This window comes from Pseudoroseomonas sp. WGS1072 (genome assembly GCF_049340465.1).
In the GTDB taxonomy this organism is placed as follows: Bacteria; Pseudomonadota; Alphaproteobacteria; order Acetobacterales; family Acetobacteraceae; genus Pseudoroseomonas.
Genome location: NZ_JBMPSU010000001.1, coordinates 1,546,483 through 1,569,640, shown reverse-complemented (window position 1 = coordinate 1,569,640; position 23,158 = coordinate 1,546,483). Strand labels below are relative to the sequence as shown.

Below are 23,158 nucleotides of genomic sequence, written 5' to 3'. Positions count from 1 at the left end.
GACACAGGCCGGCGGAAAGCCGTGGCCCGCGCGCGGAGCGTCCGTGATTGTCATTGCGAAGCGTTCTCAGGAATGCCATGGGCGGGATGCAGCCCTCCGGAGAACGCCATGCCCTCCTCGCCCACGGCCCCGCGCCGACTGCTTCTCCTGCTGGGCACTGCACTCGCCGCGCCGCTGGCCCTGCCGGTGGCCGGCGCCCTCGCCCAGGCGGCCGATGGCACGGTCCAGCTGCTGCCGGAGGTGGACGTCACCGGCCAGGCCGAGCGGGCCCTGGATCCGGTGCGGGGCTTCGTCGCCGAGCAGCAGATCACCGGCACCAAGACCGACACGCCGCTGATCGAGAATCCGCAATCCATCAGCGTCGTCCCGCGCGACCAGATCGACGCCCGCCAGGCGCAGACGCTCGGCGAGGCGCTGCGCTACACCGCCGGCATCCGCGGCGAGAACTACGGCACCGACAGCCGCACCGACTGGTTCCAGCTGCGCGGCTTCAACGCCCAGGACAACGGCCTCTTCCTCGACGGGCTGCGCTACAACACCGGCTATGCCGGCAGCGTCTTCGAGACCTACGGGCTGGAGCGCTACGAGGTGCTGCGCGGCCCGACCTCGGTGCTCTACGGGCAGATCGCGCCCGGCGGCCTCGTGAACATGGTGCAGCGCCGCCCGAGCGACTTCGCCACCGGGGAGGTGCGGCTCACCGCCGGGCTGCACAACCGCCTGCAGGCGCAGGGCCGATCGAGCGGCCCGCTGACCGCCGACGGCAAGTGGCTCTATGGCTTCACCGGGCTGGTGCGCGACGCCGACACGACGGTGGATTACGTCAAGGACGACCGCATCTTCCTGGCGCCCTCCCTCACCTTCCGTCCCGATGACAACACCAGCCTGACGCTGCTGACCTACTATCAGCGCGACCAGACCTCGGGGAACCAGTTCCTGCCCTATGACGGCACGGTCGTGCGCACGCCCTTCGGCCGCATCAGCCGCGACCGCTTCACCGGCGAGCCGGACTTCGACCATTTCAACCGCACGCAGTTCGGCGTCGGCTACGAGATCTCGCACCGCTTCAACAATGTCTGGTCGGTGCAGCAGAACCTGCGCTACGCCCAGACCGAGATCGACTGGGAGCAGGTCTATGGCGGCGGCCTGCAGGCCGACCGGCGGACGCTGAACCGCTTCGCCTACCGCGCCGATATCGATGTCGCCACCTTCCAGGTGGACAATCAGGTGAAGGCCGAGTTCACCACCGGGCCGGTGCGCCACACCCTGCTGGGCGGCTTCGACTACAGCCAGATCAACTACCGCAACGCGCAGTACTTCGCCTTCGCCAGCGGGCTCGATGTCTTCGCGCCGGTCTATGGCAGCCCCGTCCCGGCGCTGACCGCGCCCTATGACAATGTGCGGCAGGTGAACACGCAATACGGCCTCTACCTGCAGGACCAGATCCGCTTCGACCGCCTGGTCGTCACCGCCGGCATCCGCCAGGACTGGGCGCTGTCCGATGTGGACGACCGCGACGCGGGCATCACGCGCTACCAGAACGACGACGCCTTCACCTGGCGCCTCGGCGCGCTCTACCTGGCCGATAACGGCCTCGCCCCCTATGCCAGCTATGCCCGCTCCTTCCAGCCGCAGATCGGCACCGACGGCGCCGGCAATGCCTGGCAGCCGCTGGAAGGCGAGCAGTACGAGGTCGGCCTGAAGTACCAGCCGCGCGGCCTGCGCAGCTTCATGCAGGTCGCCGCCTTCCATCTGACGCAGAAGAACACCCTGACGCCGGACCCGAACAGCCCCTTCGATCAGGTGGCGGTGGGCGAGATCCGCGTGCGCGGCGTCGAGGTCGAGGGGGTGGCGGAGCTGGGCCAGGGCGTCAGCCTGGTCGCGTCCTACACCTATCTCGACCCGGAGATCACCCGCAGCAACACGGCGGCCGAGCTCGGCCACCGCCCGGCCGGCGTCGCCAAGAACAATGCCGGGCTCTATGCCGAGTACACCTTCGTGCAGGCCCGGGGCCCGCTCTCCGGCCTGACGCTCGGCGCCGGCATCCGCTATCTCGGCAATACCTCGGCGGTGAACACCGGTGGCGCGGTCGTGCCCTCCACCACCCTCTTCGACGCCGCGCTGCGCTACGACCTGTCGAAGCTGAGCGAACGGGCGAAGGGCTTCGAATTCGCCGTCGCCGCCAGCAACCTGGCGGATACGCGCTATGTCGGCCGCTGCTCGGGCGAGAACGGCTGCTTCTACGGCAACCGCCTGAACGTCCTGGGCAGCCTCACCTACAAGTGGTGAGGCAAACCGGCTGACGGGGGCCGGCCGGAGGGGCGCCCCTCCGGCCGGGGGTTCCTCAACCGATCCCGGGCGCCGTGGTGAAGGCCGCCTCGGTCTTCTCGCGCACCTCGTCGAGCGTCACGCCCGGCGCCAGCTCTACCAGCACCATGCCGCCGCCCTGGCGGTCGATGGTGAAGACGGCGAGCTCGGTGACGACCATGTCCACCACGCCCTTGCCGGTCAGCGGCAGGGTGCATTCGCGCAGCAGCTTGGGCTTGCCGCCGGCGGTGTGCTCCATCAGCACCACCACCTTCTTGACGCCGGCGACGAGGTCCATGGCCCCGCCCATGCCCTTCACCATCTTGCCCGGGATCATCCAGTTGGCGAGGTCGCCGTTCTGCGCCACCTGCAGCGCGCCCAGGATGGAGATGTCGATATGCCCGCCACGGATCATGGCGAAGCTGTCGGCGGAGGAGAAGAAGCTGGTGGTGGGCAGCGCCGTCACGGTCTGCTTGCCGGCGTTGATCAGGTCGGCGTCCTCGTCCCCCTCATAGGGGAAGGGGCCCATGCCGAGCATGCCGTTCTCGGATTGCAGCTGGACGTTGATGCCGTCCGGGATGTGGTTCGCCACCAGCGTCGGGATGCCGATGCCGAGGTTGACGTAGAAGCCGTCCTCCAGCTCGCGCGCGGCGCGGGCGGCCATGTCGTCGCGGGTCCAGGCCATGGCTGCTGCTCCTCAGGCGACGTTGCTGTTGGCGGGGTTGAGGTCGGTCACGCGCTTGCGGACCGTGCGCTGCTCGATTCGCTTCTCGTAGCCCTCCGGCAGCTTGACGATACGCTTCACGTAGATGCCGGGGGTGTGGATCTGGTCGGGGTCGATCTCGCCCGGCTGCACTAGGTGCTCGACCTGCACGACGGTGACCTTCGCCGCCGTCGCCATCATCGGGTTGAAGTTGCGCGCGGTCTTGCGGAAGACGAGGTTGCCCTCGGTATCGGCCTTCCAGGCGTGCACGATGGCGAGGTCGGCGAAGATCCCGCGCTCCATCACATAGGTCTCGCCGTCGAACTCGCGCGTCTCCTTGCCTTCCGCGACCTGCGTGCCGACGCCGGTCCTGGTGAAGAAGGCGGGGATGCCGGCGCCGCCGGCGCGGATACGCTCGGCCAGCGTGCCCTGCGGGTTGAACTCGATCTCCAGCTCGCCCGCCAGGTACTGCTCGGCGAAGGTTTTGTTCTCGCCGACATAGGAGGAGATCATCTTGCGGATCTGCCGCGTCTTCAGCAGCAGGCCGAGGCCCGCATCGTCGATGCCCGCGTTGTTGGAGACCACCGTCAGGTCCTTCACCCCGGAATCGCGGATCGCCTCGATCAGCAGGGCGGGGATGCCGCAGAGGCCGAAGCCGCCGGCATGGATCAACATGCCGTCGCGCAGCACGCCTTCCAGCGCGGCCTTGGCATCCGGGTAGACTTTCCGCATCGGGACGCTCCTCAGGTTCCGGGAGGATGGTTCTCGGCCCCGAGGCTACCGGCCAGGGCGGGGCTGCGGAAGGGGGCCGCGGCCGGAACGGAAAAAGCGAAAAAACCGCGCGGACCGCTCTTGCGCGCCCCGGGGGGCACGGTTATATCGCGCCACCTCACCGGGGGGCCATAGCTCAGTTGGGAGAGCGCTTGAATGGCATTCAAGAGGTCGTCGGTTCGATTCCGATTGGCTCCACCACGGTTTCAAGGGCCTGGCTTCGCAAGAAGCCGGGCCCTTTCGTTTTGGGCCACGTGCCGGCAGCCTCTCCGCGCTCGGCGGCCCATGCCGCGCGGCGAATAATTCCTCTTTTGGAGAAAAACTGCTCCCGTTAAGCTACCCTGGGTTTTGTGGAGCGCCTGCCTTGAAGATCGTCCTCGCCGCCCTGGCGGCCGCCGCCGTGCTGCTGCCGACCCTGTCCGAGGCGGCGCCCCGCAAGGCCGCGGCCGAGCCCTCGCCGGCGCGGCTCGCCCAGCAGGAGCGGATGCGCGGCTGCAACGCCACCGCGCGGGAGCAGTCGCTGCGCGGCCAGGGGCGCAAGGACTTCATGCGGACCTGCCTCTCCCACCGTTGAGCGCGTCCGCGCCCGGCCGCTTGCCTCCCCCCTCCGCGCGGGCCTATCCGGTCGGTTTCTTCCGACAGCAGGATCGGCCATGTCCCAGGACCCGCTTCCCGCCCTGAACGACGCGGCGCTGAACGACGCGGCGCTGCGGGACCGCGCCGTGCGCGCCGCGCAGGGGCTCGCGCCCTTCGATCGGCTGCTGACCGGCGCGCGGATCGCCGACATGGCGACCGGCGAGCTGCGCGCGGCGGATCTCGGCCTGGTCGGGCCGCTGATCGCCAGCGTCCACGCCCCCGGCACGCGCGCCGATGCCGCGATGGTCGAGGCGCTGCCGGGCCGGATCCTCGCGCCGGGGCTGATCGACACGCACATGCATGTCGAAAGCTCGATGGTGACGCCGCGCCGCTATGCCGAGACGGTGCTGCCCCAGGGCACCACGACGATCTGCTGGGACCCGCACGAGCTGGCCAATGTCGCGGGGCTGGAGGGGCTGCGCTGGGCCATCGCCGCGCTGCGCGGCCTGCCGCTCCGCGCCCTGTTGCTCGCCCCCTCCTGCGTGCCCTCGGCGCCGGGGCTGGAGCGCGCGGGGGCCAGCTTCGGGCCGGATGAGATGGCGGAGATGCTGTCCTGGCCCGAGGTCGCCGGCGTCGCCGAGGTGATGGACATGCGCGGCGTGCTGGAGCGGGCGCCGCGCATGCGCGGCATCCTGGCGGCGGGGCTGGAGAGCGGCAAGCTGGTCTGCGGCCATGCGCGCGGCCTCTCGGCGGGCGCGCTGCAGGGCTTTGCCGCCGCCGGCGTCACCTCCGACCACGAGATCACCTCCGGTGCCGATCTGCTGGAGAAGCTGCGCGCCGGCCTGGCCATCGAGCTGCGCGGCAGCCACGACTACATCCTGCCCGAGGCGGTCGCGGCGCTCGGCAGCCTGCCGCGCTATCCGCAGACCCTGACGCTCTGCACCGACGATGTCTTCCCGGACGACCTGGTGGCGCGCGGCGGCATGATCGACCTGATCCGGCGGCTGGTACGCCATGGCATGCCCGCGCTGGAGGCGCTGCGGGCGGCGACGCTGAACGCCGCGCAGCGCCTCGGCCGCGCCGATCTCGGCCTGCTCGCTCCCGGCCGCCGCGCCGACCTGATCGTGCTCTCCGACCTGGAGGGGATGACGGTGGAGCGGGTCTATGGCTCCGGCACCCTGCTGGCCGAGGGCGGCCGGCTGGCGGCGCCGCTGCCGGGCGGCGAACCGCCGGGCCTGCGCGACACCATGAGGCTCGCCCCGCTGGCCGCCGGCGATTTCCGCATCGCCGCCCCCGGCCCGACCGCGCGGCTGCGCAGCGTGGCCCAGCCGCGCTTCACCCGCTGGGGCGAGATCGCGGTGCCGGTGCGCGACGGCGCCGCCGTGCTGCCGCCCGAGGTCACGATGCTCGCCGTCATCCACCGCCACGGGCTCGCCCCGGCCCGGCCCTCGCTCGGCGTGCTGGAAGGCTGGGGGTCCTGGCGCGGCGCGCTGGCCACCACGGTCGCGCATGACAGCCACAATCTCTGCGTCTTCGGCCATGATCCGGACGACATGGCGGCGGCGGCGAACGCGCTGATCGCCGCCGGCGGCGGCATGGCGGTGGCCGCTGGCGGCGCGGTGCGGGCGGTGCTGCCGCTGCCCGTCTGCGGCCTGCTCTCCGACGCGCCGGCGGCGGAGGTGGCGGCACGGTTCGCCGCGCTCCGCGCCGCCGCCGACGGCATCGCCGAATGGCAGCCGCCCTACCGCGTCTTCAAGGCCGTGGTCGGCGCGACGCTGGCCTGCAACGCCGGGCCGCATGTGACGGATCTCGGCATCGCCGATGGCGGCACCGGGGCGGTGTTCACCTCGGCGCTGATCGCCTGAACCGCTCAGGCCGCGCCGCCGGGCGGCATCAGCGCGTCGTCCGTCTCCCGCGCGCGGATCGCCGCCGGGCGCGCCTCGATCCGCGCGACATAACGCTCCAGCGCCGGCCGCTTCTCCAGCACGCCGAAGGCCATGCCCCAGGACAGTTCCGAGCCGAGATAGACATCGGCGGCCGAGAAGCGCTCGCCCAGCAGGTAGTCGCCCTGGCCCACCGCCGCCTCCAGCACCGCCATCACCCGGTCCTTGCTGCCGTAGCCGACCATGGCCTCCTTGTCGGGCGGCACGGTGACGCCGAGGGCGGTGTCGCTGACCACCGCCTCCACCGGCCCGGCGCCGAAGAAGAGCCAGCGGTAATAGGCGCCGCGCAACGGGTCCCGCAGCGCCGGGGCGAGGCCGGCGGCGGGAAAGGCATCGGCCAGGTAGGCGCAGATCGCCGCCGCCTCGGTCACCACCGCCGCGCCATGGCGCAGGGCCGGCACCTTGCCCATGGGATTGACCGCCAGATAGGCCGGCGCCCTCATCGGCGGCCCATAGGCCAGGATCTCGGTCCGGTAGGGCTGCCCGATCTCCTCCAGCATCCAGCGCACGATCCGCCCGCGCGACATGGGGTTGGTGTAGAAGACGAGGTCGTCACTCATGCGGGAGTCCTCACGAAAGGATGCGGCAGGAAGGCGATGCCGCGCCGGATCAGCCGGCGCAGCAGGAGCGCGCCCCGTGCTCGTCGGCGTATTCGTCATGGCGCCGCACCCAGTCCATCGTGCCGCTTTCGTTGCGGCCGAGCGGCAGCCGGTCCATCAGCATGAAGGTGCCCATCATCTCCTCCACCCCGCGGGCATAGGTGGAATAGGTGTGGAACACCGCCCCGTCGGCGGTGCGGCCGAAGGCGCTCATCCCATGCAGTTCCTCGAAGGCGTCGGCGGCATCGAGGCGGGCATAGTTGTAGTCCACGCTGCCTTCCGCCAGGGCCTCGGGCGGGAAGGAGACGTGGAAGTCCCGGTTGAAGTCGCTGCCGAAGGAGGAGACCCAGGGGAAGCGCCAGCCCATGCGGCGGCGATAGGCCTCGATCTCCGGCAGCGGCGCGCGGGAGACGGCGACCAGGGTGACGTCCTGGTGGTTCAGATGCGGCAGCATGCCGTCGAAATGATCGGCGAGGAAGGAGCAGCCGGTGCAGCCCGCCTCCCAGCCCGGCGCCAGCATGAAGTGATAGAGGGCGAGCTGGCCGCGGCCCTCGAAGAGATCCCCGAGACCGCACGGCCCATGCGGCGTCGCGAAGCGGTAGGGCTTGTCCACCGGGGTCCAGGGCAGGGCGCGCCGCGCGGCGTTCAGCCGGTCGCGCGCCCGGGTATGGGCCTTCTCCTCGAGCAGAAGGGCCCGGCGGGCGGCGAGCCATTCCTGACGCGGCACCACGCGGTGCCCGGTCTGAACCTCGGTTTCTGTCTGGGACATGGTGGAACCTCCGGAGTGGCGGCCGTGGCATGGTGGCGCCGTAAGGGCCTTGACTTTTTGTGTTGATATCAACATTTAAAGCGGCGTGTCAAAGCCTTCCGAACTGCCCTTCGCGACCACGCTGCTGGTGCGCGACACCTGCCTCTGCCTGCATGCCCAGCGCGCCGCCCGCGCCCTCGCCCGCCGCTTCGACGAGGCGCTGCGGCCGCTCGGCCTGACCAATGGCCAGTTCTCCCTGCTGATGTCGCTGAACCGCCCGGAGCCGCCGTCGATGCGGCCGGTGGCGGAGCTGCTCGGCATGGATCGCACCACCCTGACCGCCAGCCTGAAACCGCTGGAACGGCGCGGCCTGGTGTGGGTGGAGCCCGATCCGGAGGACCGGCGCAGCCGCCGCCTGCACCTGACGCCGGCCGGCCGCGCCGTCCTGGCCGAGGCCTTCCCGGTGTGGCGGGACACCCACGCGGCGGCCGAGGCCGGCCTCGGCGAGGGCGAGGCCGACCGGCTCCGCGCCAACCTGGCGCGGCTCGGCTGAACCGCCCCCTTGCCTCAGATCACCATGCCGCCATCGACATGCAGGCACTGGCCGGTGACGTAGGAGGCCGCCGGCGAGGCCAGGAAGGCGATGGCCGCCGCCACCTCGGCCGGCTGGCCCAGGCGGCGCAGCGGGATATGGTCGCGCACCGCCGCCTCGCGCCCTTCGGCGTTCAGGGCCGCATGGGTGCCCGGATCCTTGGCGATATGGCCGGGCACCACGGCGTTCACCGTCACCGCGGGGGCCCATTCCACCGCCAGGCTCCGCACCAGCGCCTCCACCCCCGCCTTGGCCGCGGCGGAGGCGGGGAAGAGCGTGCCGCCGGGGTGGAAGTGGTGCGCGACGAAGGAGGAGACGGCGACCAGCCGCGGATCCCGGCCCGCCGCCAGCAGCGGCCCCGCCGCACGGGCCAGCCGCAGCAGGGCCCAGAGGATGGTGTCCTGGCTGCGCGCGAAGGCCGCGTCGGTCAGGTCGCGCAGCGCCGTGCGGTCGGCGAAGCCGGCATTGGAGACCAGCACGTCCAGCCCGCCCAGGCGGGCGGCCGCCTCGGCCACCAGCCGCTCGGGCGCCCCGGCCTCGGCCAGGTCGGCCAGCAGCACGCCGGCCTCGGCGCCCGCCGACCGCGCCTCGGCGGCGACACGCTCCGCCCCCTCGCGGTTGCCCCGCGCGTGCAGCACGAGCGCCACGCCGGGCGCGGCCAGCAGCCGTGCCGTCGCCGCGCCGATGCCGCTCGCCGCGCCGGTGATCAGGATCTTCCGTTCGGCCATGCGCCGCTTCCCCTCTCTTGCCCGGCCGGCAGGATAGGGGGAGGTGCCTTGCGGCCCCAAGGGGCTCCCCGCATCCTGGGCGCATGGCAAAGCCCAAGAAGGAGGAATCGCCGGCATGCTGACCGTCCTGGAGCCCGAAGGCCTCTATCCCGACACCCTTCTCGAGGAGGAGATCCTCGGCCCCGGCGTGCGGGTGGTCCGCGGCGGCGGCCCCGGCGGCGTGGAGGAACTGCCCGACGCGCTCTGCGCCGAGGCGGACGGACTGTTCATCTTCCGTCACTGGCTGCCGGGCAGCCAGCTGCACCGCTTCCCGAAGCTCAAGGTGGTGGTGCGGATGGGCGTCGGCTACGACCGGCTCGACCGTCCGGCCCTGGCGGAGCGGGGCATCGCCGTCTGCAACGTGCCCGACTACGGCACCACCGAGGTGGCCGACCACGCCGTCGCCCTGGCGCTGACGCTGCGGCGCGGCATCGCCCTGCACCACGACCTGCAGCGCGGCACGCCGCCCGCCGCGTGGCGCTACCTCGACAGCCCGCTGATCCAGCGGGCCAGCGAGCAGGATTTCGGCATCATCGGGCTCGGCCGCATCGGCACCGCCGTGGCGCTGCGCGCCAAGGCCTTCGGCTTCCGCGTGCGCTTCTACGACCCCTATCTGCCGAACGGGGTGGACCGGGCGCTGGGCATCCAGCGGGCGCGCAGCCTGGAGGCGCTGCTGGAGGAGACCGACACGCTCTCGCTGCATGCGCCACTGACCCGCACCACCGCCGGCCTGCTGGACGAATCGGCGCTGCGCCGCCTGCGCCCCGGCGCGGTGGTGGTGAACACGGCGCGCGGCCCCATGCTGGACCTGGACGGGCTGGAGGCCTGCCTGCGCGATGGCCATCTGGCCGGGGCGGGCCTCGACGTGCTGCCGCAGGAGCCGCCGGTGGCGCCGGAGCACCCGCTGCTGGCGGCCTATCGGGCGCGCGAGCCCTGGCTGGCCGGGCGGCTGATCGTCACGCCGCACAGCGCCTTCCACACGCCGCACGCTTTCCAGGACATCCGGGTGAAGAGCGCGGAGACGATGCGGGACGTGCTGGTGGAGGGCCTTGCCAGCAACGTGATCCCGCCCGGCGCCGACTGAATCGAAGGAGATCTGCACGCAAAGGTTGCGCTAAGGGTATGCAAAGGTTCTAGAACGCGATTCAGCAATAGATATACCACTCGAATAAATGTTCTTGTTTCCTTACACCCTCAAAGGTGTATATCACGGTTTAGTGAACCACTCCGGTTCGCGGATGCAGCATAACCCTTAACGCAAACTTGCCATGCGGACACAACCGCTAGGCATCATACCTTCCCCAAAGGGAACCCTTGATGCTTGCTGACCCTGCCGCCCACAGCCTGCATGTCGTGCTGGACGTCTCCAGGCTGCTGGGCTGCGGCCGCAAGCGCACCCCTTCGGGAATCGATCGGGTCGAGCTGGCCTATGCCCGCCACTGGCTCGGCCTGCCGCCCGGCGCCTGCACCTTCGTCGGCCAGGAACTGCAGGGCGGCTTCGCGGAACTGCCCCGGACCCTCGTCGCCGACCTCGTGGCGGCGCTCACCGAGGCCTGGGACAGCGGCCTCTCCAACAGCCCCGCGCTGCGCCGCGCCGCCCGCATCGGCACCCTGGCGCGCGGCCGGCTGCTGCTCGGCTTCGGCCGCGCCGACCTCGCCCGCCTCCTCGGCAGCGGCCGGCGGCTCGCCTTCCTGCTGGTCTCGCACCAGGCGCTCGACCGCGCCGGCCCGATCGAATCGCTGCGCCAGGGCGGCTGCGCCTTCGTGCCGCTGATCCACGACCTGATCCCGGTCTCGCACCCCGAATACGCCCGGCCCGGCCAGGCGGAGAAGCACCTGCGGCGCATCGGCGTCACCGCCAGCCTGGCCGATGGCGTGATCGTCAACTCCGCCGCCACGGCCGAGGCGCTGGCCCCCCACTTGGCCGGGCGGCCCCTGCCGCCGCCGGTGCTCATCGCGCCGCTCGGCATCGACACGCCGCGCCATGCCGGGCCCGCCTCCGGCGCGGACCCCTACTTCGTCGTCCTCGGCACCATCGAGCCGCGCAAGAACCACCTCCTGCTGCTGCACCTGTGGCGCGAGCTGGCGCGCCTCGGCAGCGCCACGCCGCGCCTGCTGATCATCGGCAAGCGTGGCTGGGAGAACGAGAACGTCGTCGACATCCTGGAGCGCTGCACGGCGCTGAACGGCATCGTGCAGGAGATCGGCCAGCTCCCGGACCGCAAGGTCTCCGAGCTGCTGCTGGGGGCCCGCGCGCTGCTCTTCCCCTCCTTCGCCGAGGGCTATGGCCTGCCGCTGGCCGAGGCCCTGGCCGCCGGCGTGCCCAGCATCTGCTCCGACCTGCCGGCGCTGCGCGAGGTCGGCGCCGAGGTGCCGGACTATCTCGACCCGCTGGACGGCAGCGCCTGGCGCCGGGCCGTCCTCGACTACGCGCGGCCGGACAGCCCCGCCCGCGCCGCCCAGCTCGCCCGCCTGCAGGGCTGGCGGGCGCCCGAGTGGCAGGACCACTTCGCCATGGTGGAGCGCCTGCTGGAGACCGTGACCGAACACCGCCTGGGCGCGCCGCAGGGCCGCCGCGCCGGCCGGCGCCTCCCCGCGCTGCGTCCCGCCGTCGCCCGCCCCGCCTGGTCCGCCACGCGGCCCGGGATGGTGGCCCGCGACGAGGCGGTGCCGTGAGCCTCCGCCGCCGCGCGGAACCCTCCTCATGAACGCCATGCCGCAGCGCCCGCCCAACCCGCCGCGCCCGGCGGGCGGCGCCATCGCCATCGTCGGCGCCGCCTGCCGCCTGCCCGGCGCGCCCGATCTCGACGCCTTCTGGCGGCTGCTGGAAAGCGGCTCCGACGCCGTCGGCACCCTGCCGGCCGATCGCTTCGCCCAGGCCGCCTTCCACCACCCGCGCAAGGGCGAGCCGGGCCGCAGCTACAGCTTCGCCGCCGGCCATCTGGGCGACATCGCCGGCTTCGACGCCCCCGCCTTCGGCCTCTCCCCGCGCGAGGCGGTGGAGATGGACCCGCAGCAGCGCCTGCTGCTGGAGGTGGCCTCGGAGGCGCTGGAGGATGCCGGCTGGCCGGCCAGCCGCCTGGCCGGCCGCGCCATCGGCGTCTGGATCGGCGGCTCCTCGACCGACCATGCCGAGCTGCGCCTGGGCGACGCGGCGGGCACCGACCGGTACTTCATGACCGGCAACACCCTGTCGATCCTGGCCAACCGCCTGACCAACGTCTTCGACCTGCGCGGCCCGGGCCAGACGGTGGACACAGCCTGCTCCTCCTCGCTCGTCGCGCTCGACGCCGCCGTGGCGGCGCTGCGCGCCGGCCGCGTCGAGGCGGCGCTGGTCGGCGGCGTGCAGCTGCTGCTCTCGCCCTTCGCCTTCATCGGCTTCTCGCGCGCCGGCATGCTCTCGGCCCGGGGCCGCTGCCAGGCCTTCGACGCGGCGGCGGACGGCTATGTGCGCGGCGAGGGCGCCGGCCTCGTCGTGCTGAAGCCGCTGGCCGCCGCGCTGGCGGCGGGCGACGCCATCCGCGGCGTCCTTCTCGGCACCGGCACCAATGCCGCCGGCCGCACCATCGGCCTCTCGCTCCCCGACCGCGAGGCGCAGGCGGCGCTGCTGGAGCGCGTCCTGGCCGAGAGCGGCGTGCGGCGCGAGGCCCTGGCCTATTTCGAGGCGCACGGAACCGGCACCCAGGCCGGCGACCCGGCGGAGAGCTGGGCCATCGGCACCGCCCTGGCCCAGGGCCGCGCCGCACCGCTGCCGGTCGGCTCGGTGAAGACCAATATCGGCCATCTGGAGCCGGCCTCCGGCATGGCCGGGCTGCTCAAGGCCCTGCTGGTGCTGGAGCATGGCGCGCTGCCGCCCAACCTGCACTTCCGCGAGCCCAATCCGAACATCGACTTCGCCGGGCTGAACATCCGCGTCCCCACCGCGCTGGAGCGGGTCGAGATCGGTCCGGACGCGGTGATCGGCGTCAACAGCTTCGGCTTCGGCGGCACCAACGCGACGCTGCTGCTGGGCGCGCCACCGGCTCCCGCCGGAGCCGGAGCCGGAGCGGGGGGCGGAACGGCGGCGGAGGGGCCACCGCCGCCGCTGCTGCTCAGCGCCCGCTCGGAGGCGGCGCTGCGCGGCCTGGCGGCCCGCTGGCGGGACCGGCTGGACACGGCCGCCGAGCCTGGCCTGCCCGCCCTGCTGCGCGGCGCCGCGCGCCACCGCGACCTGCATGCCCACCGGCTGGCGCTGCGCGGCACCGACCGCGCCGCGCTGCGCGCCGGGCTGGAGTCCTGGCTCGCCGGCGGGCGGCCGACCGCGGTCCGCCAGGGCGTGGCGCGGCGCCCCGCCACGGGCGGCATGGCCTTCGTCTTCTCCGGCAATGGCAGCCAGTTCCCCGGCATGGCGCGCGAGGCCATGGCGCACAACGCCGCCTTCCGTGCCGCCGTCGAGCAGGCCGACAGCCTCCTCGCCCCGCTCACCGGCTGGTCCGGCGCCGCGCTGCTGGCCGAGGGCGTCACCGCCGAGGCCCTGGCCGGGACCGACCATGCCCAGCCGCTGCTCTTCCTGGTGCAGCACGGCATGCTGGCCGCGCTGGCCGCCGAGGGGCTGCGGCCGGATCTCTGCCTCGGCCATTCGGTGGGCGAGGTGGCGGCGGCGCTGGCGGCGGGCATCCTGACGCTGGAGCAGGCGGTGCGGCTGGTGGTCGCCCGCTCCCGCGCGCAGCACGCCCGGCGCGGCTTCGGCCGCATGGCGGCGCTCGGCGCCGGGCCGGACGAGGCCGCCCCCCTGCTGGCCGCCCTGCCCGCGGACGAGGCCGGCTGGCGGGCGGAGATCGCCGCCTACAACGCGCCCGACGCCATCACCGTCGCCGGCCCCGAGGCGGCGATCGAGGCGCTGCTCGAGGCGGCGAAGGCGCGGCGCCTCTCGGCCGTGCGGCTCGACCTCGATTACGCCTTCCATTCCGCCGCCATGGAGCCGGCGCGCGCGGCGCTGTCCGCCGACCTCGCCGGGCTGCGCGGCGGCCCGGAGCGCATCGCCTTCCTCTCCTCCGTGACCGGCGGCAAGCTGCCCGGACCGGCGCTGGACGCGGAATACTGGTGGCGCAACCTGCGCGAGCCGGTGCGCTTCCGGGCCGCGGTGCAGGCCGCGGTGGACCATGGCGCGCGGCTCTTCCTCGAGATCGGGCCGCATCCGGTCCTGCAATCCTACCTGCGCGAGAGCCTGCGCGCCGCCGAGGCCGAGGCGCCGGTCCTGCCGGGCCTGTCGCGCCGCGACCCGCCGGGCGATCCGTTTCCCGCGCTGGCCGACCGCGCCATCACGCAGGGCGCCGATCCGCGCCGGGGCCCCTCCTGGCAGGGGCCGGCGCTGCGCCGCGGCCTGCCCCTCACCCCGTTCGACCGGCAGCGCCACTGGTTCACGCCCAGCGCCGAATCCGCCCGGCTGACCGACCCGCTGACCGATCATCCCCTGCTCGGCCAGCGCCACGGCACCGAGCCGGGCCGCTGGTCGCGCCTGCTCGACACCGCCCTCGAGCCCTGGCTGGCGGATCACCGCCTGGCCGGGGAGGCGGTGCTGCCGGCGGCCGCCATGCTGGACCTGGCGCTGGCCGCCGCCGCGCGCTTCTTCCCCGAGGCCCCGGCGCTGGAGCTGCGCGACACGCTGATCCTGCGCGCCCTGCCGGTCTCGGCCGCGACGCGGGAGCTGCGCTGCACGGTGGAGCCCGAGGCCGGGCTGTTCCTGATCGAGAGCCGGCCGCGCCTGTCCGCCGAAGGCTGGACGCTGCATGCGCGCGGCACGATCGGCCCGGCCCCGCTGGAGGCCCTGGCAGAAGCCCTCGCCGTGCCGCCGGCCGGGGAGGGTGAGGAGGCGCCGGGCGCCGCGCTGGTCGCCTCCGCCGCGCGCTTCCACCTCGACTACGGCCCGGCCTTCCGGCCGGTGACGCGGATGCGGCTGGCCGGGGATGGCGCCGCCCTCCGCCTCGCCCTCGCCCTGCCGCCCGAGGCCCCGCCGGACGAGGCCGGCTGGTTGATCCATCCGGTGCGCCTCGATGGCGCGCTGCAGGGCATGCTGGAGCTGCTGGCCCGCGCCGGCGAGGATGACGGCCGCGCCGCCGCGCCGGTCCGGCTGGGGCGCATGGTGCTGCGGCGCGGCGCGCCCGTGCCGGTCACCGCGGATCTCCGCCGCGGCCATCGCGGCACGCGATCGGACCAGTGCCACGTGGCGCTGCGCGACGGCAGCGGGCGGCTGGTGGCGCGGCTCGAGGACTGCTGGATGCAGCGCTTCCGGCTGGCGCCGCCGCCGCGCGTGGAGGAGGCGCTGTTCCGCGTCGAGGACGAGCCTTCGCCGCGGCCCGGGGCGCCGCCCGCCCTCGACCTGGATGCCGCCGTCGGCGCCGGCCTCGCCGAGGATGCCAGCCGCGACCTGGCCGAGACCGCCCTGCTGCTGGAGGGCCATGTGGTGGCCAGCGCCCATGCCGCGCTGCGCGCCCGCGCCCGGCCGGACGGGCTGCTGCCGGCCGCCGGCCTGTCGACCTATGCCCTGGCCCTGCTGCGCGCCCTCGCCGAGGACGGGCTGGCCGAGCCCGGCCCCGCCGGCTGGCACCTGCCCGAGGCGCCCGACCTGCCCGAGCCGGGCGCGATCTGGCAATCGGTGCTGGCCGAGCAGCCCGGCCTCGCGCACGAACTGGCCTGGCTGGCCCTGGCGGCCGAGCGGCTGCCGCGGGTGCTGGACGGCGGCCTGGCCCTGAGCGGCCCCCCGCCTGCCGGCCCCGCGCCTGCCGACCAGGCCCCGGACAGCCCGCCGCCGGAGGCCGCCGGCTTCGAGCGGCTGGCGGCCGTCCTGGCCCAGGCCGTGGCGCGGCTGGTGCAGGAATGGCCGGAGGACCGGCCGCTGCGCGTGCTCGAGGTGGGCGCGCAGGGCGGCCCGCTGACCCGCGCGCTGCTGGCGGTGCTGGGCGGCAGCGGCCGCGCCGTCCACTACACCGCCGCCGCGGCGCCGGAGGAGGCGCTGGCCGCCACCCTGCCGCCGCTGACCGGCCGGGTCGACTACACCCTGGCGCTCTGGCAGCCCGGGGCCGGGCCGCCGCCGGGGCCCGCCGATCTCGTGGTGGGGCTGGCCGCCGCCGCGCGCGGCCGCCTGGGCACCGCCCTGCTGCCCGCCCTCTCCGCCGCCCTGTCCGAAGGGGGCACCCTGCTGCTGGCCGAGCCGCAGCCCGGCCGCGCCTGGAGCTTCGCCTGCGGCCAGGACGCCGGCTGGTGGGAGAACGGCGCCCCGCCCCTGCCCGCCGCCGCCGCCTGGGAGACCGCCTGCGCGGCGCCGGAATGGCAGCGGGCCTGGGTCTCGGAGCTGGTCGCCGCCCCCTGGCCCGCTTTGCTGGTGGCCGCCCGCGCCCTGCCCCGCGCCGCGCGGACGGCCCCGGCTGCCGCCGACGCCCGGGGCTTCTTCCATCTGCAGGCCGATCCCCCCAGCGCCGCCCTGGCCCAGGCGCTCGGCGCCGCGCTGGAGACCGCCGGGGCGCGGGTCGAGCACCACGGGCTGGAGGAGGCCGCGCGGATCGCGCCGCGCCAGCTGCAGGACCGGCACGTGCTGCTGCTGGCGCGCCCGGACGCCGCGGCGCTCCCCGCCACCCTCGCCCGGGTGACGCGCCTGGCCGAGGCGGCGCAGGGCAGCGCCGCCAGCCTCACCCTGCTGCTCGGCGACACCGCGCGGGAGCCCGAGGCGGCGGCGCTGCTCGGCCTTGGCCGTGTGCTGGCCAACGAGATGCCGGGCCTGCGGCCGCGCCGAATCGGACTCGCCACCATGCCGGAGGAACGCGCCCTCGCCCGCCTGCTGCCGGAGTTGCTGCCCAATCCCTCGGCCGATCCCTCGGCCGATCCGTCCTCCGGGGCCGGCGCGGCGCGCGAGCCCGAGCTGCTGCTCTCGGCCCGCGCCTGTCTGCGGCCGCGCCTGCGCCCGGGCGCGGCCCCGCCGGCGGCGCCGCGCGGCCCGGCCCGCCTCGTCGTGCGCCAGCCCGGCCAGCTCGGCACGCTGGGCTGGGAGGCCTTCGACCTGCCCGAACCCGGCCCCGGCGAGGTCACGGTGCGCGTCTCCGCCGCCGGGCTGAACTTCCGCGACCTGATGTGGGCGCAGGGCTTGTTGCCGGAGGAGGCGCTGCTCTCGGGCTTCGCCGGGCCGACGCTGGGGATGGAGATGGCCGGGCTGGTCGAGCGGGCCGGGCCGGGCAGCGGCTTCCAGCCCGGCGAGGCGGTGTTCGGCTTCGCCCCCGCCGCCCTGGCCAGCCGGGTGCTGACGCGCGGCGCGGCCCTGGCCCGCCTGCCGGACGGGCTCGGCTTCGCCGCCGCCGCCGGCCTGCCGGTCGCCTTCATGACGGCGATCTACGCGCTGGAGCATTGCGCCAGGCTGCGGCGCGGCGAGACGGTGCTGATCCATGGCGGCGCCGGCGCCGTCGGCCTCGCCGCGCTGCAGGTGGCGCGCGCCGCCGGGGCCCGGGTCGCCGCCACCGCCGGCAGCGCCGCCAAGCGCGCCTTCCTGCGGGCCGCCGGGGCGGAGCTGGTGCTGGACAGCCGCGACCCCGGCTTCGCCGACCGGCTGCGTGCCGCCTGGCCGGGCGGCGTGGATGTCGTGCTGAACTCCCTGGCCGGCGAGGCGATGGAGCGCAGCCTCAGCCTCGTCGCGCCCTTCGGCCGCTTCGTCGAGCTGGGCAAGCGGGACTTCTTCGAGAACCGCCGCCTCGGCCTGCGCCCCTTCCGGCAGAACATCACCTATTTCGGCGTCGATGTGGATCAGCTGCCGAGCGCGCGGCCGGAGCTGGCCGGCGCCCTGCTGGGCGAGATCGCCGCCCGTATCGGGGCCGGCACCCTGTCGCCGCTGCCCCATGCCCTGCGCCCGGCGGCGGAGGCCGAGGCCGCCTTCCGCACGCTGCAGGCCAGCGCCCATATCGGCAAGCTGGTGCTGGCCCCGCCGCCGCTGCCCGAGCCCGCCCGCCCCGCCGGCGCCGGCTGGGCGCCGCCTGCCGGCACCATCCTGGTGGTCGGCGGCACGCAGGGCTTCGGCTTCGAATGCGCCAAGTGGCTGGCGGCGCGCGGCGCCACCGACCTCGCCCTGCTGTCGCGGCGCGGCGGCACGGCGCCCGGCGCCGACGCGGCGCTGCGCGCCCTGGCCGCGCTCGGCGCCCGCGCCAGCCTGCACGCCGCCGATGCCGCCGATCCGGCGGCGCTGGAGGGCGCGCTGGCCCGCATCCGCGCCGAGGGGCGGCCGCTGGTCGGCGTCGTCCAGGCCGCCGCCGTCTTCGATGATGCCGCGGCCACCGCGCTGGACGCGCGGCGCTTCGCCGCCGTGCTGGCGCCGAAGCTCGCCGCCGCCGAGGCGCTGGACCGGCTGACGCGCCAGGATCCGGTGAAGCTCTTCCTCCTGTTTTCCTCGGCCACCACGGCCATGGGCAATCCGGGACAGGCGAACTACGTGGCCGCCAACATGGCGCTGGAGGCGCTGGCGCGGCGCCGGCGGGCGGAGGGGCTGCCGGCGCTGGCGGTGGGCTGGGGCCCGATCGCCGATGCGGGCGTGCTGGCCGGCGATGCCGCCACCGCCGGGACCCTGGCGCGGCGCCTCGGCGTCGAGGCCATGACGGCCGCCGAGGCGCTCTCGGCCCTGCCGGCCATGCTGGCCAGCGGCGCGCCGGTCCTGGCCCTCGCCCGCGTCGGCTGGCGCGAGGCGCGCATGGCGCTGCCGATCCTGGAGGAGCCGCTGTTCTCGCGGGTGCGCGGCCGCGCCGAGCCCCTGCCCGAGGCCGGCGGGCTGCGCGCGCATCTGCAGTCCCTGCCGCCCGAGGCCGCCCGCGCCCTGCTGCGCCAGACGGTGCAGGAGGAGGTGGCGCGCATCCTGCGCCTGCCGCCCGAGGCGGTGCCGGTGGACGCGCCGGTCGCCGGCCTCGGCCTCGACAGCCTGGGGGGGCTGGAGCTGCGCGGCGCGCTGGAGCAGCGCCTGGCGATGCCGGTGCCGCTCGCCTCGGTGACGGAGGAGCTGACCATCGACAGCCTGGCGCGCAAGCTGGCCGAGGGCCTGGGCGGCGGCGATGACGGGCTGGCCGGGCTGGTCGAGCAGTTCGAGCCGAGCCGGGCGGCGACGCCGGAGGCGGCGGCGGAATGAGGTCTCTCTCCCGCAGGGGCGGCACCCCGTGGCGGAGGCGTCCATGAGGACCAGGGAAGCACGCGCATGACCGTCGGACTGTCCGCCACCGCCCGCATGGCGCTGCTCGCCCGCCTCTCGCGCCGCCGCGACAGCGCCGCCCCGCGCGCCGATGCCGGCAGCGCGCGCGACTTCACGACGCTCCCCGGCATGCGCGACTTCGCCCTGCTGAAGACCGCCATCGAATCGCTCGACCTGCGCCAGCCCTTCTTCCGCGCGCATGACGGGCTGGCCGGGGCGCACAGCCGCATCGGCGGGCGCGAGGTGGTGAACTTCGCCAGCTACAACTATCTCGGCCTGAACGACGATCCGCGCGTGCAGGCGGCGGCGAAGGCGGCGATCGAGCGCTACGGCGTCTCGCCGTCCGGCTCGCGCATCACCTCGGGCGAGCGCGACCTGCATCTCGCGCTGGAAGCGGCGCTGGCCGAATGGCACGGCGCCGAGGCGGCGCTGACCTTCGTCTCCGGCCATGCCACCAACGTCACCACCATCGGCCACCTGATGGGCCCGCGCGACATCGTGGTGCATGACGCCGCCATCCACAATTCCTGCACCGAGGGCATCCGCCTCTCGGGCGCGCGCCGCATCCCCTTCGCGCACAACGACATGGCGGCGGCCGAGCGCGAGATGGCGGCGGCGCGGCGCGGCGCCCAGGGGGCCTCGACCCGCGCCCTGCTGCTGGTCGAGGGCCATTACAGCATGGATGGCGACGCGCCGGATCTGGCGCGCTGCGTCGGCATCGCCCGCAGGCACGACGCCTGGCTGATGGTGGACGAGGCGCACAGCCTCGGCGTGCTCGGCGCCACCGGGCGCGGCGTGGCCGAGGCGCAGGGTGTCGACCCGGCCGGCGTCGATCTCTGGATGGGCACGCTGTCCAAGACCCTGTCGGCCTGCGGCGGCTATATCGCCGCGCGGGCCGACGTGATCGACTGGCTGCGCCACACCGCGCCGGGCTCGGTCTATTCCGTCGGGCTGGCGCCGCCGCTGGCCGCCGCCGCGCTGGAAGCGCTGCGCATCCTGCGCGCCGAGCCGGAGCGCGTGGCGCGGCTGCAGGCCAACGGCCGGGCGCTCCGCGAGCGCATCCGGGCGCGCGGCTTCGACACCGGAGCGGGCCAGGGCGGGGCCATCCTGCCGGTGGTCCTCGGCTCCTCGGTGCGCACGGTGAAGGTGGCGGCGGCGCTGCTAGAGCGCGGCGTCGCGGTGCAGACGGTGATCTTCCCGGCCGTGCCGGAGCAGTCGGCACGGCTGCGCTTCTTCCTCTCCGCCGACCACAGCGAGGCCGATCTCGACCACGCCGCCACCGCGCTGGCCGAGGCCGCCGCCGGCATCGGCCGGGTGGAATCCCTGCCGGGCCTGGCATGACCCGGCAGGGCGGCGCCTTCCCGGCCGGACCGGTCGGCCTCAGCGCCGCCGGGACGGAGATCCGCCGCGTCACCACCCCGGCCGAGGCCGAGCTCTTCATCCGCCTGCCGGCGCTGCTGGGCGGCGCCGCCGCCGGCTGGTCGGTGCCGCTCTTCGCCGACACAAGGCGCATCTTCGACGCTGGCTTCAACACCGCGCTCGCCGAATGGACGGTGCCGCGCTGGCTGGCCTGGCGCGACGGCCGCCCGGTGGGCCGCATCGCCGCCGCCTGGCCGCGCGACGGCGCCGCGACGGCGGGCCTCGGCAGCTTCGGCTTCCTGGCGCTGGAGCGCGACCCGGCGGTGCTGGCCGCGTTGCTCGACACGGCCGCCGGCTGGCTGGCGGAGCGGGGCGCGACGCGCCTGCGGGGTCCCTTCTCCTTCACGATCAACCACGAGATCGGCCTGCTGGTCGAGGGTGGCGCGCTGCCCATGCCGCGCATGCCGCGCAATCCCGCCTGGCTGCCGCCGATGCTCGACGCGCTCGGCCTGGCCCGGGAGAAGGACGTGCTGGCCTGCACCCTCGACACCGCCACCGAGTCGCACCGCGCGGCCTTCGCTCCGCGCCTCGCCGCCTGGTCCGGGCGCGGCGAACTGCGCATCCGGCCGCTGCGGCGCCGGGGCCTCGGGCGCGAGGTCGCGCTGATCCGCGACATGTTCAACGACGCCTGGGCGGAGAACTGGGGCGCGCTGCCGGTCTCCGCCGCCGAGGCCGGCACCATGAAGCGGCTGTTGCGCCCCATGCTGCTGGCCGGCGGCGGCTATTTCGCCGAATGGCGCGGCGAGCCGATCGGGCTCGCCATGCTGCTGCCGAATGTCGAGGCCGCCACCGCGCGGCTCGATGGCCGGCTGCTGCCGCTGGGCTGGGCGCGGATGCTGCGCGCCCTGATCGATGGCCAGGGCAGCGCACGGCTGCCGATGTTTGGCATCCGCCGTGCTTGGCGTGGCACCGAGGCCGGGCGCATGGCCGCCGGCGCGCTGCTGGCGGCCGCGATCGGCCATGCCGAGCGCCGCGGCTGGCGGCGGGTCGAGATCTCCTGGATCCTGGAGGACCATCGCGGCATGCTGCGGCTGATGGACAGCCTCCCCGCGCCCGTCACGGGCCGATGGCGGATCTGGGGCGCTCCACTGCCCCTGGCTGCCAATCGGGCCGTCATTGCATCCACAGATTGACAGGGTTCGCGCCACCCGCTTTCAAGGGTGCAACGATGTCGGCCGCGGCCCCTCCTCCTCCACCCAAGCGCTTCCTGTTCCTGCAGGGGCCGATCTCGCCCTTCTTCGATGAGGTCGGCGCCGGGCTGCGGGCGCTAGGCCATCAGGTCCATCGCATCAACCTCAATCTCGGCGACCGCTTCTTCTGGCGCGGCCCCGGCGCCGTCGATTTCCGGGGCCGCGCCGCCGAATGGCCGGACTTCATTGCCGCCTTCCTGGACCGGCACGGCATCACCGACATGGTGCTGATCGGCGAGCAGCGGCCCTACAACAAGGTCGCCATCGCCGCCGCCGAGGCGCGCGGCATCCGCGTGGCGGTGACCGATTTCGGCTATATCCGCCCCGACTGGATCGTCCTGGAGCGCGACGGCATGAACGCCGCCAGCCGCTTCACCCGCGACCCGGAGGCCATCGTGCGCGAGGGCGCGAAGCTGCCGCCGCCCGACCTCGCCGTGCGCCATCATGACGACTTCCGCAGCCAGGCGGCCTGGGACATGCTCTACCATCTGGCCAGCCTGATGCCCTGGCCCTTCCCGCATTACGACAGCCACCAGCTGCACCACCCGATCCCGGTCTATCTCGGCGTCGCCTGGCGGCTGCTGCGGCGCGGCGCCAGCAACCGGCGGGCGGACGCCATCCTGAAGCGCCTGACCGGGCGCGGGCCGCTCTTCCTGATGGCGATGCAGATGGAGACCGACTTCTCCATCCGCGCCTATTCCCGGTATCGCGACCTCGACACCGTGCTGCACGAGGTGGCCGCCAGCTTCGCGGCCCATGCGCCGGCGGACGCGCACCTGCTGGTGAAGGTGCATCCGCTTGATCCGGGCATGAAGAACTGGAAGCGGCGCAGCGCCCGCATCGCCCGGCAATACGGATTGCAGGAGCGGATGCATTATCTCGGCGGCGGCAACCTCGGCGCCATCGTGGAGCAGGTGCAGGGCGTGGTGACGGTGAACAGCACGGTGGGCCTGCGCGCCATCATCGACCACACGCCGACCTTCGCGCTCGGCGAGGCGATCTACCGCATCCCCGGCCTGGTCTTCTCCGGCCCGCTCGACCGCTTCTGGACCGAGGCGAAGCCGCCCGAGATCCCGCTGCGCGAGGGCTTCCTGCGCTGCATCGCGCACAGCCTGCATATCCGCGGCGTCTACTACAACCGGCCCGGCCTGGATGTCGCCGTGCGCGGCGCGGTGCACCGGCTGCACCACGGGCGGCTCAACCAGCCGGTGCCGGAGCTGATGGCGCCGGACGAGGATCCCGGCACGGCCGCGCCGGGCTGGTACATCCGGCCGGAGCGGCAGCAGGCCTATCCTCCCCAGCCGGCCTGAGGTCGCGCCGCCGCGCGGGCCGGTCCCGAAACCGGGCGCGGCTTCCG

Annotated in this window: 15 protein-coding genes and 1 tRNA gene; 11 read left to right on the top strand and 5 right to left on the bottom strand. The window is 74.4% G+C overall.

Annotation, left to right across the window (positions count from 1 at the left end):
- The first annotated feature begins 108 nt into the window (after nt 1–108).
- A complete protein-coding gene (locus ACF3NH_RS07470; RefSeq protein ID WP_198365025.1) occupies nt 109–2,286 on the top strand; it encodes a TonB-dependent siderophore receptor in 2,178 nt (725 codons plus the stop codon).
- A 55-nt stretch (nt 2,287–2,341) separates the two neighbouring features.
- On the opposite strand, the gene ACF3NH_RS07465 is transcribed toward ACF3NH_RS07470, so the two are convergent.
- Both ACF3NH_RS07465 and ACF3NH_RS07460 read right to left on the bottom strand, forming a co-directional pair.
- Nucleotides 2,342–2,989, bottom strand: a complete 648-nt coding sequence (locus tag ACF3NH_RS07465; protein ID WP_422922398.1) for a CoA transferase subunit B — start codon at nt 2,987–2,989, stop codon at nt 2,342–2,344.
- A gap of 12 nt (nt 2,990–3,001) precedes the next feature.
- Nucleotides 3,002–3,739, bottom strand: a complete 738-nt coding sequence (locus tag ACF3NH_RS07460; RefSeq protein WP_198368398.1) for a CoA transferase subunit A — start codon at nt 3,737–3,739, stop codon at nt 3,002–3,004.
- A 164-nt stretch (nt 3,740–3,903) separates the two neighbouring features.
- On the opposite strand from ACF3NH_RS07460, the gene ACF3NH_RS07455 reads away from it, so the two are divergent.
- The 3 genes from ACF3NH_RS07455 to ACF3NH_RS07445 all read left to right on the top strand — a co-directional run bounded on the left by ACF3NH_RS07455 (nt 3,904) and on the right by ACF3NH_RS07445 (nt 6,219).
- Nucleotides 3,904–3,979, top strand: a tRNA-Ala gene (locus ACF3NH_RS07455).
- 163 nt (nt 3,980–4,142) lie between these two features.
- Nucleotides 4,143–4,352: a PsiF family protein gene (locus tag ACF3NH_RS07450; RefSeq protein ID WP_422922397.1), complete on the top strand. Its 210-nt coding sequence runs from the start codon at nt 4,143–4,145 to the stop codon at nt 4,350–4,352.
- 79 nt (nt 4,353–4,431) lie between these two features.
- Nucleotides 4,432–6,219: an adenine deaminase gene (locus tag ACF3NH_RS07445; RefSeq protein ID WP_422922396.1), complete on the top strand. Its 1,788-nt coding sequence runs from the start codon at nt 4,432–4,434 to the stop codon at nt 6,217–6,219.
- 5 nt (nt 6,220–6,224) lie between these two features.
- Here the strand turns inward: ACF3NH_RS07445 and ACF3NH_RS07440 are convergent, their stop codons facing one another.
- Nucleotides 6,225–6,857, bottom strand: coding sequence for a glutathione S-transferase family protein (locus ACF3NH_RS07440; protein WP_422922395.1), 633 nt, complete (start codon nt 6,855–6,857; stop codon nt 6,225–6,227).
- Nucleotides 6,858–6,906: 49 nt separating this feature from the next.
- Entirely contained in the window at nt 6,907–7,665 is a 759-nt protein-coding gene (locus tag ACF3NH_RS07435) for a DUF899 domain-containing protein (RefSeq protein ID WP_422922394.1), read from the bottom strand.
- Between the two features lie 85 nt (nt 7,666–7,750).
- Here ACF3NH_RS07435 and ACF3NH_RS07430 point away from each other — a divergent pair, with 85 nt between their 5' ends.
- Nucleotides 7,751–8,197, top strand: coding sequence for a MarR family winged helix-turn-helix transcriptional regulator (locus ACF3NH_RS07430; RefSeq protein WP_422922393.1), 447 nt, complete (start codon nt 7,751–7,753; stop codon nt 8,195–8,197).
- Nucleotides 8,198–8,211: 14 nt separating this feature from the next.
- Here the strand turns inward: ACF3NH_RS07430 and ACF3NH_RS07425 are convergent, their stop codons facing one another.
- Nucleotides 8,212–8,964 carry an SDR family NAD(P)-dependent oxidoreductase gene (locus ACF3NH_RS07425; RefSeq protein WP_422922392.1) on the bottom strand — a complete coding sequence of 251 codons (753 nt, stop codon included), beginning with the start codon at nt 8,962–8,964 and terminating at the stop codon, nt 8,212–8,214.
- Nucleotides 8,965–9,079: 115 nt separating this feature from the next.
- On the opposite strand from ACF3NH_RS07425, the gene ACF3NH_RS07420 reads away from it, so the two are divergent.
- The 6 genes from ACF3NH_RS07420 to ACF3NH_RS07395 all read left to right on the top strand — a co-directional run bounded on the left by ACF3NH_RS07420 (nt 9,080) and on the right by ACF3NH_RS07395 (nt 23,111).
- Nucleotides 9,080–10,087, top strand: coding sequence for a C-terminal binding protein (locus tag ACF3NH_RS07420; RefSeq protein ID WP_198366943.1), 1,008 nt, complete (start codon nt 9,080–9,082; stop codon nt 10,085–10,087).
- Nucleotides 10,088–10,320: 233 nt separating this feature from the next.
- The gene (locus tag ACF3NH_RS07415) at nt 10,321–11,679 is read left to right on the top strand and encodes a glycosyltransferase family 4 protein (protein WP_232477198.1); all 1,359 of its coding nucleotides are present in this window, start codon (nt 10,321–10,323) and stop codon (nt 11,677–11,679) included.
- Between the two features lie 28 nt (nt 11,680–11,707).
- The gene (locus ACF3NH_RS07410; RefSeq protein ID WP_422922391.1) at nt 11,708–19,132 is read left to right on the top strand and encodes an SDR family NAD(P)-dependent oxidoreductase; all 7,425 of its coding nucleotides are present in this window, start codon (nt 11,708–11,710) and stop codon (nt 19,130–19,132) included.
- Between the two features lie 66 nt (nt 19,133–19,198).
- Complete coding sequence (locus ACF3NH_RS07405) at nt 19,199–20,533, top strand: aminotransferase class I/II-fold pyridoxal phosphate-dependent enzyme (RefSeq protein ID WP_198366945.1); 1,335 nt, start codon at nt 19,199–19,201, stop codon at nt 20,531–20,533.
- Nucleotides 20,530–21,744: a dATP pyrophosphohydrolase gene (locus ACF3NH_RS07400; protein WP_422922390.1), complete on the top strand. Its 1,215-nt coding sequence runs from the start codon at nt 20,530–20,532 to the stop codon at nt 21,742–21,744. Before ACF3NH_RS07405 ends, ACF3NH_RS07400 begins: the two co-directional genes overlap by 4 nt.
- A gap of 35 nt (nt 21,745–21,779) precedes the next feature.
- A complete protein-coding gene (locus tag ACF3NH_RS07395) occupies nt 21,780–23,111 on the top strand; it encodes a capsule biosynthesis protein (RefSeq protein ID WP_198366947.1) in 1,332 nt (443 codons plus the stop codon).
- Nucleotides 23,112–23,158 lie beyond the last annotated feature (47 nt).

What these genes read in the sequence shown, in the direction of transcription:
- ACF3NH_RS07420 (WP_198366943.1), top strand. Translation starts at nt 9,080, where the DNA reads ATGCTGACCGTCCTGGAGCCCGAAGGCCTCTATCCCGACACCCTTCTC.
- ACF3NH_RS07425 (WP_422922392.1), bottom strand. Translation starts at nt 8,964, where the DNA reads ATGGCCGAACGGAAGATCCTGATCACCGGCGCGGCGAGCGGCATCGGC.
- ACF3NH_RS07460 (WP_198368398.1), bottom strand. Translation starts at nt 3,739, where the DNA reads ATGCGGAAAGTCTACCCGGATGCCAAGGCCGCGCTGGAAGGCGTGCTG.
- ACF3NH_RS07410 (WP_422922391.1), top strand. Translation starts at nt 11,708, where the DNA reads ATGAACGCCATGCCGCAGCGCCCGCCCAACCCGCCGCGCCCGGCGGGC.
- ACF3NH_RS07440 (WP_422922395.1), bottom strand. Translation starts at nt 6,857, where the DNA reads ATGAGTGACGACCTCGTCTTCTACACCAACCCCATGTCGCGCGGGCGG.
- ACF3NH_RS07395 (WP_198366947.1), top strand. Translation starts at nt 21,780, where the DNA reads ATGTCGGCCGCGGCCCCTCCTCCTCCACCCAAGCGCTTCCTGTTCCTG.
- ACF3NH_RS07470 (WP_198365025.1), top strand. Translation starts at nt 109, where the DNA reads ATGCCCTCCTCGCCCACGGCCCCGCGCCGACTGCTTCTCCTGCTGGGC.
- ACF3NH_RS07400 (WP_422922390.1), top strand. Translation starts at nt 20,530, where the DNA reads ATGACCCGGCAGGGCGGCGCCTTCCCGGCCGGACCGGTCGGCCTCAGC.
- ACF3NH_RS07415 (WP_232477198.1), top strand. Translation starts at nt 10,321, where the DNA reads ATGCTTGCTGACCCTGCCGCCCACAGCCTGCATGTCGTGCTGGACGTC.
- ACF3NH_RS07435 (WP_422922394.1), bottom strand. Translation starts at nt 7,665, where the DNA reads ATGTCCCAGACAGAAACCGAGGTTCAGACCGGGCACCGCGTGGTGCCG.
- ACF3NH_RS07465 (WP_422922398.1), bottom strand. Translation starts at nt 2,989, where the DNA reads ATGGCCTGGACCCGCGACGACATGGCCGCCCGCGCCGCGCGCGAGCTG.
- ACF3NH_RS07445 (WP_422922396.1), top strand. Translation starts at nt 4,432, where the DNA reads ATGTCCCAGGACCCGCTTCCCGCCCTGAACGACGCGGCGCTGAACGAC.
- ACF3NH_RS07405 (WP_198366945.1), top strand. Translation starts at nt 19,199, where the DNA reads ATGACCGTCGGACTGTCCGCCACCGCCCGCATGGCGCTGCTCGCCCGC.